This is a genomic window from Undibacterium sp. Tian12W, from assembly GCF_049339405.1.
In the GTDB taxonomy this organism is placed as follows: domain Bacteria; phylum Pseudomonadota; class Gammaproteobacteria; order Burkholderiales; family Burkholderiaceae_D; genus Undibacterium.
This window is the reverse complement of the sequence record NZ_JBMPPK010000010.1, coordinates 98659-113795: the sequence shown is the minus strand read 5'-3', so window position 1 is coordinate 113795 and position 15137 is coordinate 98659. Positions and strand designations below refer to the sequence as shown.

Genomic DNA, 15137 nt, shown 5'->3' with positions numbered 1-15137 from the left:
AACTACATAAAAAGAATATATACGGAGCAATAATGCAAAAGACGACGATAAACCGCACTGAACTTGTACTGCTGCTGGCAAGCCTTGGTGTGATGTTGATGCATGTCGCTCCGGCTGCGCAGGCGCAACAATCCAGTGAAACAGCACAGCCAGAAAAAATCGCCACCGTCCAGGTGCTCGGCAATTACAATAATGCTGTTGGCACCAGCAATGCTGCCAGCCAGGGTTCAGTGACATCCAATCTCGTCAGTAACCGCCCTGCCCTGCGTACTGGTGAACTGCTGGAATTTGTACCAGGCATGATCGTCACCCAGCATAGTGGTGATGGCAAGGCCAACCAGTATTTTTTGCGCGGTTTCAATCTTGACCATGGCACTGACTTTGCCACTTTTGTTGATGGCATGCCGGTCAATATGCGCACCCATGCGCATGGCCAGGGTTATTCTGATTTGAATTTCCTGATCCCTGAGCTGGTACAGCGCATTGATTACAAGAAGGGGACGTATTTTGCCGATGAAGGTGACTTTGCCTCTGCCGGTGCGGCTCACCTTCGTCTGGCTGACAAGCTAGGTGCCGGCATCGCCAGCCTGTCTTTGGGTGGCTATGGCTATCAGCGGGCAGTGCTGGCAAATTCAGTCGCACTGACGAATGGCAATTTACTATATGGCCTGGAGATCAATCGCAATGATGGCCCATGGCTTAATCCTGAGAATGTGCGCAAGTACAGTGCTGTGCTGCGTTATAGCCAAGGCAGCCATGACGATGGTTACAGCGTGACAGCCATGGCTTACAAGAATAACTGGAATTCCACAGACCAGATACCTTTGCGTGCAGTGCAGTCTGGCCAGATCAACCGCTTTGGTGCGCTTGACCCTACGGATGGCGGACAAAGTTCGCGTTACAGCCTGTCTTATGCCATGAAGAAGCGCAGTCAGGATGGCGTGTTTGAAATGGATGCTTACGCCGTGCAATCCAGTCTTGACCTGTTCAGCAACTTTACGTATTTCCTGGCCAACCCTGATACGGGTGACCAGTTCAGCCAAAGTGAGAAGCGCCAGATGCTGGGCATGAATATCAGCCAGACCTGGCCGCTGACTGTGGCTGATCTTGAAATGCATAACAAGATAGGTGTGCAGTTGCGTTACGATAAACTGTCGCCCGTTGGCATTTATAACACCATCGCTCAACAACGCATATCAACGATACGCGAAGACAGCGTGAAAGAAGCCAGCGCTGGTTTTTATGCAGAAAACTCCATACAGTGGCACCCAAAATTCCGCAGCATCGCCGGGCTGCGTTACGATGCCTATCGCTTTGATGTCAACAGCAGCATAGACGGCAATTCAGGCAAAGTCAGTGATCATATTGTCTCGCCCAAGTTGTCATTGATCTTTGGACCATGGAACAAGACCGAATATTTCATCAACTATGGTAGCGGCTTTCACAGCAATGATGCGCGCGGCACTACGCAAACACGCTTGCCTGATGGCGGCATCTCTACACCGGTAACACCACTGGTTAAAACCAGGGGCGCAGAACTGGGGATGCGTACAGAAATCATTCCCGGCCTGCAAAGTTCGCTGGCACTGTGGCGTCTGGATATTGCCTCTGAACTCTTGTTCGTCGGTGATGCTGGTGAAACCGAACCCAGCCGTGCCAGCCGCCGCACCGGCATAGAATGGAACAACCATTACATCGCCAGACCATGGCTGTTATTTGATCTTGACCTGGCAGCATCACGGGCGCGCTATACACAAAATGATGTGGCGGGAAATTACATCCCCGGTTCCATCGACAAGGTGGCCTCTTTTGGCGTGACAGTGACTGACCTGGGCCGCTGGTACGGTGGCTTTGAACTGCGTTATTTTGGCCCACGTCCCTTGATTGAAGACAATAGCGTACGCTCTTCATCTACCACGCTGGCCTATGCCCGCATGGGTTACCGTATCAATGCCAGGACCAAGCTGACGGTGGATGTATTTAACCTGTTCAACAAGCAGGCCAGCGACATTGATTATTATTACCAGTCACGCCTGCCGCGTGAAAGCATGGAAGGTGTCAATGATATCCATTTCCACCCGGTTGAACCACGCTCTGTGAGACTGACACTGACGCATAATTTTTGACACGGAATGACAGGGAATGACAGAGCGTGCATGTATCATTGCATTCATGCACACCCATGAGTTTCTACCAGATATCCCCATAATGGCATCATGTATGTAATGTACATATTGTCGCGGTAGAGATGAAAAAACACACCCAAGTTTGGCATGCGCATATTCATCCGAACAGTTGGATCGAGGAACGACATATAAGCATAGTATTGAGCTGAATCCGTTTTATTGAATACCCCATACTTCCTGTACAGCTATCGTCGCCTGTCCAATAGCATTTCCTCAGCATCCCCCCAGCATTCCCCCATAAGCGCCTGCACATACAACATTTCAGAAATTATTAAAACTGGAAAGTCTGTCAATTGATCTGCCCTCCCTTCCATATGTGGCTCCGGCCAGTGCGTTCAATATGGAATCAAACCTGCTAAAAATCTGCAAATTTCCCTGAAGTTTATCGGCGAACCACGCATAGGTCTTCGACAAAAACCCAAACATAGTTTGTGAAATATCAAATCATTTCCCATGATTAATATATAATACGAATCATTCTCATTCTCATTAATATCAAAAAGAAAACATGCGCCGCTCTTTCTTACTCCAGCCACTTCCGTTAGCACATTCAACGCGCCGTGCGCCCATTACTGCCACACTGACTGTCTGCGCAGCCCTGGTTGCCAGCATCTTCATGGCAACATCTGCGTTTGCACAAACGGCAGCAACGGCTTCCCGTTCCTATAATATCGCTGCCCAGCCTATGGGTGATGCGTTGAATACGTGGGCACGCCAGGCTGGTGTGCAAATGAGCTTGCAGGCTTCCCAGGTCACGGGCAAGACTGCGCCTGCAGTACAAGGTACGCTGGCTGACCGTGAGGCGCTGGATTTGCTGCTGGCTGGCAGCGGCCTGGTGGCGACACAGGATGGCAACACTGTGGTCATCAAAGCCGACGCTTCAACAACGACCAGCACAGCAACGCCGTCCGTGAATATGCAAAGCGTGAATGTGACTGCGAACAGGCTGGGCCGTATCACGGAAGGCAGCGAGTCTTATACACCTGGCACCATCGCCACCGCGACACGTATGGTACTGACACCGCGTGAAACACCACAGACCATCAGCGTGGTCACGCGACAAGAGATGGATGACTTCAACCTCAACTCCATCGACCAGGTGATGATGCACACGCCTGCCATCAGTATCGTGACATATGACAGTGAACGCACTGAATACTATGCGCGCGGCTTCGCCATCCAGAATTTCCAGTATGACGGCATCCCCATGACGCGCAACTCCTCTTACTCTGCGGGTAATACTCTGAGTGACATGGCCTTGTACGACCGTGTGGAAGTACTCAAGGGTTCGACCGGTTTGTTGACAGGTAGCGGCATGCCCGGTGCGACGATCAACCTGATCCGTAAAAAACCAACGCGCAAGTTCAGTGGCAATGCATCGGTCTCGGCTGGCACCTGGAATACTTACCGTGGCGACGTTGATGTCGGTGGCGCAGTGAATGAGAGCGGCAGCGTGCGCGTACGCGGCGTGGCAGCCTATCAGGACCGTCAGTCCAATCTTGACCGCTATTCACGTTCAACATCGACGCTGTATGGCATCCTGGAAGCGGATATTGCCCCCGGCACATTGCTGACCATCGGTGGCGATTTCCAGAACAATGAACCCAAGGCATCTACCTGGGGCGGCATCCCTTTGCTGAACTCAAAAGGTGAGTTCAATGACATGCCACGCTCTCACAATAATGGCACCAACTGGAGCCACTGGGATCAATATACCCGCACTGCCTTCGCTACGCTGGAACACAAATTCGCCAATAGCTGGATCGCCAGATTGCAATACAACCACCAGATCAACGGCTATGACGCCGCATTGGGTGCCGCCGCCAGTGGTTACCCCAATCCTGCAGATGGCAAGGGTGTATCAATGTGGGTAGGCAAATATGTAGGGCGCACCACCAGCGATGCATTTGATGGCTATGTCAGCGGTCCCTTCACTCTGGGCGGGCGTGAACATGAGCTGGTGATAGGTGGCAGTCTCTCCAAATCCCGCTGGACCAATAATGGCTATAGCGCACCTTCCAGCTACAGTACCACAGTGCCGGACTTTTATCACTGGCAAGGCAATGTGGCTGAGCCGGTCTGGCCTTCAACACCCAGTTTTGGCAATGATGAAACCACGCGTGAACGTGGCCTGTATGCTGCAGCCCGCTGGGATTTGCATGACAGCACAAAGCTGATCACCGGTGGCCGCTGGTCCAGTTACCGCAACCGCGAACAGGGTATGGAAGAATCCGGCGTATTCGTCCCTTATGTCGGTGCCGTAGTCGATATCAACAAAAACTACTCGGTCTATGCCAGCTATACCAATATCTTCAGCCCGCAGTCCAACCAGGATACACAGGGCCGCACACTGGCACCGGTTGAAGGCAAGAATTATGAAGCTGGTGTCAAGGCCGCTTTCTTTGGTGACAGACTGAATATTTCAGCAGCCGTGTTTGAACTGGTGCAGGATAACTTTGCCATAGAAACCAGTGGCCTGACACCATCGGGTGGCATTGCCTATCGTGCAGCACAAGGTGTAAAGACCAAAGGGTATGAAATGGAACTGTCAGGTCAACTGGCAGCAGGCTGGCAAATGCATGCAGGTTACTCACACAATATTTCACGCCAGCAGGGTGAGCGTGTAGCTACCCTGACGCCGTCCAACCAGTTCAGCCTGTATACCAGCTATAAACAAAATGCCCTGACACTGGGCGGCGGCGCGCGCTGGCAAGACAAGACCTGGGGTGACATCAGCAAACCTACGGGTGAGACCATACGCCATACGGTCGATAGCTACTGGCTGTTTGATGCCATGGCACGCTATGAGTTCAGCAAACAGTTGTCTGCGTCAGTCGGCGTGAAAAACCTGTTCGATAAAAAGTATTACACCATCTTCAATTGGTATAGTACCTACACTTGGGGTGAACCGCGCAGTGTGAACCTGAACATGAACTATAAGTTCTGATGCCATGGCAAGCCAAGCGCCTGCCAGACTGGTTCTGGTCCATCGTTTTGTAGCCGCCATATTGGGTGCCTACATTTTTTCCTGGGGTTTCATCACCCTGGGAATGGCTGGCTTGTTTGCGCTTGGCATGTCCTTTCATGATGCCGAGCACCTGAGCAGCATGCTGGTTTTTTTGGTGTATCTGGGTGCCTTCCTGTGGGCATTCATCGCTAAAAGCATGTTGCGCCTGTGGCTGTTGCTGGGTGGTGGCGGTGTCTTGATGGCCGTATGCGCATCAGCGCTGCAACACACTCTGGTTTGAAGAGAGAAATCACCATGTTCCAAAATTCCCGTCTTGCACTGGCCTGGCTGCATACCTGGCTGGGCCTGCTGCTAGGCTTTGTTCTTATCGTGGTGTTTTTCTTTGGTGCGCTGTCGGTATTTGACCGTGAGATAGACCGCTGGGCGATTCCGCAATCACGCTTTGCGCCGCAACCCATGCCGTCTTTTGACAAGGTACTGCGCCCGGTTTTCGAGAGCATGCAACCAACGGCAGAGAGCGTCAACTCCATGCGCGAGCGCGTCAAGGGGGCCACGCCTGAGCGTTTTGATACCGTACGCCGCTGGGGTGCCTACACCACCCACCGCGATCCGGTACTGGGCATTTTCTCTGGCTATGAAATACCCAATGCCAAAGACCCTGAAGATGCGGTCTGGGGATCGCGCACCATAGACCCGCGCAATGGCAATGCGCTGCCCGATGATCGCCTCAAAATCGGCAGCCAGTTTTTTTACCCGCTGCATTACAGCCTGCACCTGAACTGGCTGAGCCTGGGCTACTGGATAGTCGGGTTCTCTGCCATGGTGATGCTGATTGCTCTGGTCAGTGGCATCGTCATGCACCGCAAGATATTTCGGGAATTGTTTACTTTCCGCGCAAAAAAACGTGGCCAGCGCCGTGTACTGGATTTGCATAACCTGACAGGCGTGGTCGCCCTGCCCTTCCATTTTTTCTTTGCCCTGACAGGTCTGATCATTTTTGCCGGGATCTATTTCCCTGTCACCCAGACCCAGCTTGCCCCTTTGCATGAACTGCACGAAAAACTCGAAGCCCAGGAAACTGGCCTGCCGCAACATCGCTCTGGCATTGTGGCGCCACTGGCGTCAGTAGATGTCATGATGACCGAGGCGCAACGCCGCTGGGCCGCCCGTGGCATGGCAGGCGAGATCGGCTTCCTGGCGCTTCAGCATGTCGGTGACAGCAATGGCTATGTCAGCGTTTACCGGGCCGGCACAGACCGTATTGCCCTCACTGGCGAAGGCATACACTTCAAGGCATCGACAGGCGCAGTCTTGCGTGAAGATCCGCCGCAAACTGCGGTAGCTACCGTCAATGAATTTCTGACTGGTCTGCACCTGCAACACTTCCGCCACTGGCTGTTACGCTGGCTGTATGTATTTGGTGGCCTGTCAGGTTGCGTCTGCATTGCCACAGGTTTTATCTTCTTCGTTGAGAAGCGCAAACTGCAACATGCCAAACAGGGCAAGCAGGGTGTGCGTATTGTCGATGCGCTGGCAGTGACCACGGTAACGGGTACCTTGCTTGCTACACTGGGCATGCTGACAGCCAACCGGCTGCTGCCAGACCAGCTACCCACTGGCTGGCCCGCACGCGGCGATCTTGAGCAATACCTGTTCTGGGCTAGCTGGGTATTGGCTATGGCACATGCCTTCTGGCGTTCTGCTCCCGTCGCCAAAGCTGGCATTTCACCCGCATGGCAGGAACAATGCTGGGCAATAGCAGCAATGGCGGTGAGCACCGTCTTGCTGAACTGGATCACAACGGGTGACCACCTGTTGCGTACCCTCGGCAATGCTTACTGGCCTGTGGCCGGTGTCGATCTGTTCATATTGACCAGCGCTACTGTGGCAGTGTTGGCTGCCCGTAACCTGAGACAACGGGCAAGCAGTACAGCATCTGCGTCAAACAAGGAAACTGTCCATGCCTGATACCCTGTTTTTGATTGTCGCCCTGGCTGCCAGTGTGGCGGGCATGGGATGGCTGGCGCTGGCCATGGAAGTGCACTGGGAACAGGTACGCGGTACTCTTCCCCAGACACCGCAATTGGTCACACGCCTGCGCTGCCTTGGTGCAGCGGGTTTGTTTGCCTCACTGCTGCTTTGCCTGAAAGTCGATCATGCATCCATGGCAGCTCTGGTATGGATCATGGCAGTAGCGTTTGCAGCCATCAGCACAGCCTTTACCCTGACCTGGCGGCCGCACTGGTTGCGGGTGCTGGTGTTCTGGGTATAAATCACTCCTGAGAGGTCTCCTCCGCCCATAAAGTACGCTGTCGCACAGAGATACCCGTATATCTCTGCCATCATCAATTCAACTTACAATAGCCCCGTCAGCAGGCGGGCTATCAATTGAATAGATATGCAAGGGGAAACTCGTGGGTGATCTGGGGCGTGATCTGGTTGTTAACCGTAAGGAAGGCCTGTATTGCGTGCCGGGTGATTTCTACATCGACCCCTGGCGCCCGGTACCGCGTGCCATCATCACCCATGCGCACTCTGACCATGCCAGGATAGGGAACGAACACTATCTGACGGCAGCGGCTGGTGTCGGCGTGATGAAATCGAGGCTGGGCGATATCAGCATAGAAGGGCTGGAATACGGCGAGCAGCGCTTGCACAATGGCGTGACGATCTCCCTGCACCCTGCCGGACATGTGCTGGGTTCTGCCCAGGTCAGGATGGAATACAAGGGTGAAGTGTGGGTGGCCTCTGGCGACTACAAGGTAGAGGCCGACGGCACCTGCGCCCCGTTTGAATCCGTCGCCTGTCATACCTTCATTACCGAATCCACCTTTGGCCTGCCCATCTACCGCTGGCAGGCCCAGCAAAGTATTTTTGATGACATCAACCAGTGGTGGCGCAATAATGCAGCACAGGGCAGGACCAGCGTGCTGCTGTCTTATTCATTCGGCAAGGCACAGCGCATTTTGCATGGGCTCAATGCCAGCATAGGCAGCATTATCTGCCATGGTGCAGTCGAACCGCTGAACCATGCTTACCGCGAAGCGGGCATACGCTTGCCAGCAACAAAAATGGTCAGCGATGTCAACGACAAGAATGAGCTCAAACAGGCAATTGTCATCGCCCCGCCTTCTGCTGGCAATTCGCCATGGATAAAACGCTTTGGCGATTTCAGCGATGCCTTTGCCAGCGGCTGGATGCAGTTGCGGGGCGCACGGCGCAGGCGTGGCGTGGACAGGGGCTTTGTGCTGTCTGACCATGCCGACTGGCCGGGCCTGATGCAGGCGATCAATGCAACGGGTGCCTCACGCATTATCGTCACCCATGGATCAATACCCGTCATGGTGCGTTATTTGCAGCAACAAGGCTTGCAGGCATCTGGCTTTGATACTGAATACGGGGATGAAGACGAAGCCTCTGCAACAGTTGCTGTAGAGGCAGCAGTAGCGGGAACAGAAACGGGAACAGAAAAAACCAAAGAAGGCGATCATGCGTGAATTCGCCCAGCTCTACGCCCAACTGGATGAAACCACATCCACCAACCGCAAGCTGGATGCCTTGAAAACTTATTTCAGCCAGTCACCCCCTGAGGATGCAGCATGGGCAGTGTATTTTCTGGCGGGGGGCAAACCACGTCAGGCAGTACCGAGCAAACTGCTGCGGCAATTTGCCATGGAATATGCCAATATCGAAGAATGGCTGTTTGAAGAATGCTATCAGGCGGTAGGCGACCTGTCGGAAACCATCGCCCATGTTTTGCCACCACCTGTACGGCAAGCCCATGTCGGCCTGGCAAACTGGATGCTGGAAAGAATCGCCCCTCTGCGTGGCGCAACACCAGAGGTGATACGCAGTGCCCTGTTTTCTTTTTGGGATGAACTGACCACACCTGAACGTTTTTTACTGGGCAAGCTGATAGGCGGCGGCTTTCGTGTCGGCGTATCGAAACTACTGGTCACGCGCGCACTTGGCGATGTCGCCAAAGTCGATAACAAGCTGATCGCACAAAGGCTCATGGGCTGGACAGATGGCCGTGTGGCTCCAACAGCAGACGGCTTCATGAAACTGATAGCCGCCCAGTCAGACCAGGAACATAGTTTGCGTGGTGGTCAGCCTTACCCATTTTTTCTGGCGCATCAGTTATCCGCTGCGCCAGAATCCCTTGGCGACATCACTGGCTGGCAGGCAGAATGGAAATACGATGGCATACGTGCGCAACTGCTGCGCCGTGACAACCAGACGTTTCTGTGGTCGCGTGGCGAAGACCTGATTACTGAACGCTTCCCGGAAATAGCCGCCGTGCCTCTGCCAAACGGCACCGCCATTGATGGCGAAATCCTGGTGTGGACTGAAGACCGCCCTGCCCCGTTTGCTGATTTACAAAAACGCATAGGCCGCAAGAGCCTCACTACAAAACTCTTGTCCGAGCTGCCAGCGGTGATGGTGGCCTACGATTTGCTGGAACTGGAACAGGCTGACTTGCGCCATCTGCCACAGCATGAACGACGCGCCCTGCTGGAAAAATTGGTCACTAGCGTCAACAACCCCATGCTCAGGATTTCCCCCGTTTTAGAGAAGCCGGACTGGCAGGACCTGGCCCTGCTACGCCAGAACTCCCGGGCACTGGGTGTCGAGGGCATGATGCTCAAGGCTGTCAATGCCCAATATGGCGTGGGCCGCACCAAGGATGTGGGCACATGGTGGAAATGGAAAATCGATCCTTATTCCATCGACGCAGTACTCATCTACGCCCAGAGCGGCCATGGCCGTCGTGCATCGCTGTATACCGACTATACTTTTGCAGTGTGGGACGAAGATGCCGAAGGCAAGCGCATACTCGTGCCTTTTGCCAAAGCCTACTCCGGCCTGACAGATGCAGAAATCGCCCAGGTTGATGCCGTGATCCGCAAGACCACCATAGAGAAATTTGGCCCGGTACGCAGCGTCAAACCCAGCATGGTGTTTGAAATCGGCTTTGAAGGTATCTCGCTTTCCACGCGGCACAAGGCTGGCATTGCAGTACGTTTCCCACGCATACTGCGGCGACGTGACGACAAGCAGATAGAAGAAGCCAATACCCTGGATGACTTGAAAAATTTACTGGCTACTAGCAAAGCGCATGAGCTTGGCAACTAAGGCAGTCAAAGACTGGTTTGCTGCAAAGGGGTGGAAAACCTTCCCCTTCCAGCGTGAAGTCTGGAAAGCGGCGCATGCCGGCGAGTCTGGCATTTTGCATGCGAGTACGGGCTCAGGTAAAACCTATGCCGTCTGGTTTGCTGCGCTACTGCGGGCCATGGAAAGAAAGCCGAATAAAAGAAGCACACCAGGTCTCAGGGTATTGTGGATCACGCCCATGCGGGCGCTGGCAGCAGATACCTTGCGTGCCTTGCAAGAGCCCCTGACTGAGTTGCCAGATGAGTTATTGCCGCGATGGAGCATAGGCGCACGCACCGGCGATACCGGCTCTGCCGAGCGTGCGCGTCAGGCCAAGGCCTTGCCTGCGACCCTGATCACCACACCAGAAAGCCTGTCGCTGATGTTGAGCAAGAACGATGCCCAGGCCCAGTTTGCTCAACTGGACATGATCATCGTCGATGAGTGGCATGAACTGATGGGTAACAAGCGTGGCGTACAAACCCAGCTGGCCATCGCCAGGCTGAAGGCATGGAACCCACAATTGCTGGTCTGGGGCTTGTCGGCAACCCTGGGCAACCTGGAACAGGCACGCGATGCCTTGCTGGGTGTCGGCAATGGCTTGCTGGTACAGGGCCAGACCCAGAAAAAGATCAAGGTCGATACGCTGATACCGGCCAATCCTTCCCGCTTCCCCTGGGCCGGTCATCTGGGCCTGCAAATGCTGCCAGCAGTCGTCGCAGAAATTGACAAACATCAAAGTACCCTGGTGTTTACCAATACCCGCTCACAGGCAGAAATCTGGTACCAGAACCTGCTGGAAGCGCGCCCCGACTGGGCGGGTGTCATCGCCCTGCATCATGGTTCACTGGACAAGCAGGTGCGGGACTGGGTTGAGCAGGGTCTGAAAGCAGGGCAATTGAAAGCCGTGGTGTGTACATCCAGCCTGGACCTGGGCGTGGATTTCTTGCCGGTGGAACGGGTACTGCAAATTGGCAGCGCACGCGGCGTCGCGCGCCTCATGCAAAGAGCCGGGCGCAGTGGCCATGCACCAGGGCGCGTGTCACGGGTAACCCTGGTTCCCACGCATACGCTGGAATTGCTGGAAGCTGCCGGCGCCAAACAGGCCGTCGCCCTGCGCCAGATAGAAGCCCGCCAGGTACCTGACAAGCCACTCGACGTGCTGGTACAGCATGTGGTGACGGTGGCGCTGGGTGGCGGCTTTCGTTCGCAAGACCTGTATGCAGAAGTCAGGGCGGCATATTCCTACCGCAATCTGACCTCGGATGAGTGGCAATGGGTGCTCGACTTTGTCGCCCGCGGTGGCCAGAGCCTGATTGCCTATCCTGAATACCATAAAGTGGTAGAAGATGAAGGTGGTATCTATCGCGTGCCAGATCCCGCCATAGGCCGCAGGCACCGTATGGGCATAGGTACCATCGTTTCTGAAGCATCCATCAGCGTTAAATTCATCAGCGGCAGCCGTATAGGGACGATAGAGGAATCCTTTATCTCGCGCCTGAAAAAGGGGGATCATTTTTTGTTTGGTGGCCGCATACTGGAATTTATCCGCGTTTATGAAATGACAGTCTATGTCAAACGTGCAGTAGGCAAAAAGGGAACCATACCGCGCTGGCAAGGCGGTAAAATGCCTTTGTCTTCTGAACTGGCCCACGCAGCGCTGGAGCAACTGCGTCTCGCCGCCAGACAGGAATTTGATGGCCCTGAAATGAAAGCCCTGAAACCCTTGCTCGACATACAGCAACGCTGGTCTGCCCTGCCAACGCCAGAGATACTCTTGATAGAAACTATGCAAAGCCGCGAAGGCTTTCACCTGTTCATGTATCCGTTTGAAGGGCGCGCCGTGCATGCGGGCCTTGCTGCATTACTTGCCTACCGCATGGCAAAGCACCAGGCCAATACTTTTTCCATAGGCTTTAATGATTATGGTTTTGAGTTGCTGGCACCGCAATCGACAGACTGGGCTTTATTGTTTAATGCAGGTTCAGGCAAAGAGACAGCCCTGTTCAGCACCGACATGCTGCTGGAAGATGTCTTACTGAGCCTGAATGCGACTGAACTGTCGCAGCGACGCTTTCGCGAAATTGCCCGCATCGCCGGGCTGGTATTCCAGGGTTACCCTGGACAGCCAAAATCAAACCGCCAGTTGCAGGCATCATCAAGTTTGTTTTTTGAAGTATTCCGCAAGCATGATGCTGAAAATTTGTTGCTGACCCAGGCCCAGCGTGAAGTACTGGAGCAGGAACTGGAATTGACACGCCTGCGCCAGACCTTGCAACAGCTACAACAAAAACAAATTGTCTTGCGTGAAATCGCCAGGCCCACGCCATTTGCCTTCCCGCTCATGGTGGAACTGTTCCGTGAGAAACTCAGTACAGAAAAACTCTCGGACCGCATCGCCCGCATGGTGCGTGAGCTTGAAAAGGCAGCGCAATCATGATGGTACTGGAACTTGAGGTTGCAGGTGAAATGCTCATGCTGTTGCCACAGAAAGCCATGTACTGGCCCAGCAATTCAACACTGATCATTGCTGACATTCACTTTGGCAAGGCAGCTACATTCCGCCGCCTGGGTGTGCCCGTGCCGCATGGTACGACAGCACAAAATCTTGAACTGCTGGATGAGCTCATAATGAGCTACCCGACCCAGCACATTATTTTTTTGGGGGATTTTTTGCATGCGCCTGATATTTCAGCCGCCACACTACAAAGTCTGCTCAACTGGCGCACTAGCCACCCTGCACTTGAAATGACGCTGGTACGTGGCAACCATGATTTGCGGGCAGGCGACCCACCGCAGGAATTAGGCATCCATATCGTCAATGAACCTTTCCGCAGCGGGCCATACGCCTTTTGCCATTATCCTGATGTTGAAAGCGATGGCTATGTGCTGGCCGGCCATGTGCACCCGTCTTTTCATTTGCATGGCAAACGTGATTCGCTGCGCTTGCCCTGCTTTGTCGTCGGTGAGCGGCGCACTATACTGCCTGCCTTTGGCGCTTTTACGGGCACCTACTCCATGGTCCCGCAAGTGGGAGAACAGATATTTATTATTGCAGACGACAGGGTCATGAAAATTGGCAATTGAGTTATTGCCACTTATTACCCCTTCTCGCAGCATATTCCTACACGATTTTCATTATGTTCTGACATTTTTTATACAGGATGAAGCGCAATATGGAGAGTGAATACTAGAACTCATTTAACAGAAAAAATATCATCCAGCAGGAGTCAACATGGCACACGCAATATGGAAAGGTGCGATCAGCTTTGGTCTGGTCCATATCCCGGTAGAGCTTTTTTCAGCAGTGGCAGACAATGCTCTTGATCTGACCATGCTGGACAAGCGTGATTTTTCTCCTATTGGTTTCCGTCGCTATAACAAGGCAAGCGGCAAAGAGGTCAAATGGGAAGATATCGTCAAGGGCTATGAATACAAGCCGGATGAATATGTCGTGCTGTCAGATGAAGACTTGAAACAGGCCAATGTAAAAGCAACGCAGACTATTGATATCCAGTCTTTTGTCGATGCCAGTGAAGTGCCACTGACTTATTATGAACAGCCGTATTTCCTGGTGCCTGACCGGGGCGGCGACAAGGTATATGCCCTGTTACGGGAAACCCTGCGCAAGGCAGACAAGGTGGCGATTGCCGAAGTGGTGATCCGCACCAAGCAGCATCTGTGCGCCTTGTTGGCCATAGATGATGCGATCGTTCTCAATACCTTGCGTTACAGCGATGAAATACGCGATACGGGTGAATTGAAATTACCGGCCAAGAGTACAAAGACTGCGGGCATTTCTGACAAGGAAATTGCCATGGCCATGTCATTGGTGGATGGCATGACAGAAGCATGGAACCCCGCACAATATCATGATACTTACCGCGAAGATGTACTGGCACTGGTCAAGAAAAAAGTGAAGGCCAGACAAACCAAGACCATCACCATGCCGGAAGCGGAAACAGAAGAAAAACCACGCAGTGCGCAGGTGTATGACCTGGTTGGTTTGCTGCAACAAAGCCTGGGTAAAAAACCTGCAGCTAAAGCCACAAAAATCACAGCCAAGTCCAAATCCAAAACCACGGCTGACAAATCCGGAGAACCTGTACCTATCCGCAAAAAAGCCGCTGCAGCTGTCAGCAAAAGCAAGGCAAAACCCGTAACAAAAACGAGCAAAACCGCAGCAGTCAAAGCCAAGGCTGCAGCACCCAGACAAAGACGCAGCGCCTGATATCCGGCGAACAGGCATTGTGAAAATTTAACAGCCTGGCGAGTATCAAAGATACTGCCAGGCTGTTTAAATTTGTTGTTACAAACTAATGCTGCAAATGCTTTTCTACTGCAACAGCACTGGTGCCCACTTCTTGTACGGCAGTGACCAGTTCATCTTTGGTACAGTCAAATTTCCTGGTCCAGTAAGCGACTTCCCAGGGTTCACTCACGTTCACCCTTGAAGCGTCTTGCGGACCACGGTTTTGCAGATTGTCGGCCATGTCAGCCTCCTTGATTTGTTGTTGACAGCAACACCCTGTGCAGCACCCTATTATGGTGCGGGCTGGCCTTTTACCGCATTACGGTATTTAGCCTTGGCGGCCAGCTTCTTTTCTGCTTCTGCGGCGACATTGGTACGCTTGATGTCGCGTTTTTCCTGTTTGCCACGGTGTTGTGCTTCATCTTTATTGCCTATGCGTTTTGTCATTACTTTCTCCTGATAAATAATTTAATGATGTCAAGCATCCAGAACAGCAGATGCTGTGAGATGCCACAGTAGCCAATGCACTCAGGCTTGTATGTAGGACGATAAACGAAGCAGATGTAGGATAGCTAGG

At 53.2% G+C, this 15137-nt stretch carries 12 protein-coding genes; 10 read left to right on the top strand and 2 right to left on the bottom strand.

Annotated elements, in window-relative coordinates; all coding sequences use genetic code 11:
• Positions 1-32: 32 nt before the first annotated feature.
• The 10 genes from ACO0LI_RS14175 to ACO0LI_RS14130 all read left to right on the top strand — a co-directional run bounded on the left by ACO0LI_RS14175 (position 33) and on the right by ACO0LI_RS14130 (position 14539).
• Positions 33-2126: a TonB-dependent receptor gene (locus ACO0LI_RS14175; protein ID WP_423033084.1), complete on the top strand. Its 2094-nt coding sequence runs from the start codon at positions 33-35 to the stop codon at positions 2124-2126.
• 568 nt (positions 2127-2694) lie between these two features.
• On the top strand, positions 2695-5133 hold the full coding sequence (locus ACO0LI_RS14170) for a TonB-dependent siderophore receptor (RefSeq protein WP_423033083.1): 2439 nt from the start codon (positions 2695-2697) through the stop codon (positions 5131-5133).
• A 4-nt stretch (positions 5134-5137) separates the two neighbouring features.
• Complete coding sequence (locus ACO0LI_RS14165; RefSeq protein WP_423033082.1) at positions 5138-5434, top strand: iron uptake protein; 297 nt, start codon at positions 5138-5140, stop codon at positions 5432-5434.
• 14 nt (positions 5435-5448) lie between these two features.
• Entirely contained in the window at positions 5449-7122 is a 1674-nt protein-coding gene (locus ACO0LI_RS14160) for a PepSY-associated TM helix domain-containing protein (protein WP_423033081.1), read from the top strand.
• Positions 7115-7426 carry a DUF3325 domain-containing protein gene (locus ACO0LI_RS14155; protein WP_423033080.1) on the top strand — a complete coding sequence of 104 codons (312 nt, stop codon included), beginning with the start codon at positions 7115-7117 and terminating at the stop codon, positions 7424-7426. Before ACO0LI_RS14160 ends, ACO0LI_RS14155 begins: the two co-directional genes overlap by 8 nt.
• A 151-nt stretch (positions 7427-7577) precedes the next feature.
• The gene (locus ACO0LI_RS14150; protein ID WP_423033291.1) at positions 7578-8651 is read left to right on the top strand and encodes a ligase-associated DNA damage response exonuclease; all 1074 of its coding nucleotides are present in this window, start codon (positions 7578-7580) and stop codon (positions 8649-8651) included.
• The gene (locus ACO0LI_RS14145) at positions 8644-10290 is read left to right on the top strand and encodes an ATP-dependent DNA ligase (protein WP_423033079.1); all 1647 of its coding nucleotides are present in this window, start codon (positions 8644-8646) and stop codon (positions 10288-10290) included. The genes ACO0LI_RS14150 and ACO0LI_RS14145 overlap by 8 nt, the downstream gene beginning before the upstream one ends.
• Positions 10274-12748, top strand: a complete 2475-nt coding sequence (locus ACO0LI_RS14140; protein ID WP_423033078.1) for a ligase-associated DNA damage response DEXH box helicase — start codon at positions 10274-10276, stop codon at positions 12746-12748. The genes ACO0LI_RS14145 and ACO0LI_RS14140 overlap by 17 nt, the downstream gene beginning before the upstream one ends.
• Positions 12745-13395: a ligase-associated DNA damage response endonuclease PdeM gene (pdeM, locus tag ACO0LI_RS14135; RefSeq protein WP_423033077.1), complete on the top strand. Its 651-nt coding sequence runs from the start codon at positions 12745-12747 to the stop codon at positions 13393-13395. Before ACO0LI_RS14140 ends, pdeM begins: the two co-directional genes overlap by 4 nt.
• A gap of 148 nt (positions 13396-13543) precedes the next feature.
• Complete coding sequence (locus ACO0LI_RS14130; RefSeq protein ID WP_423033076.1) at positions 13544-14539, top strand: Ku protein; 996 nt, start codon at positions 13544-13546, stop codon at positions 14537-14539.
• A gap of 85 nt (positions 14540-14624) precedes the next feature.
• On the opposite strand, the gene ACO0LI_RS14125 is transcribed toward ACO0LI_RS14130, so the two are convergent.
• Positions 14625-14801 (bottom strand): DUF3606 domain-containing protein, encoded by a 177-nt coding sequence (locus tag ACO0LI_RS14125; protein WP_422950786.1) that lies wholly within the window; start codon positions 14799-14801, stop codon positions 14625-14627.
• 50 nt (positions 14802-14851) lie between these two features.
• Complete coding sequence (locus ACO0LI_RS14120; RefSeq protein ID WP_422942550.1) at positions 14852-15007, bottom strand: hypothetical protein; 156 nt, start codon at positions 15005-15007, stop codon at positions 14852-14854.
• Positions 15008-15137: the final 130 nt, after the last annotated feature.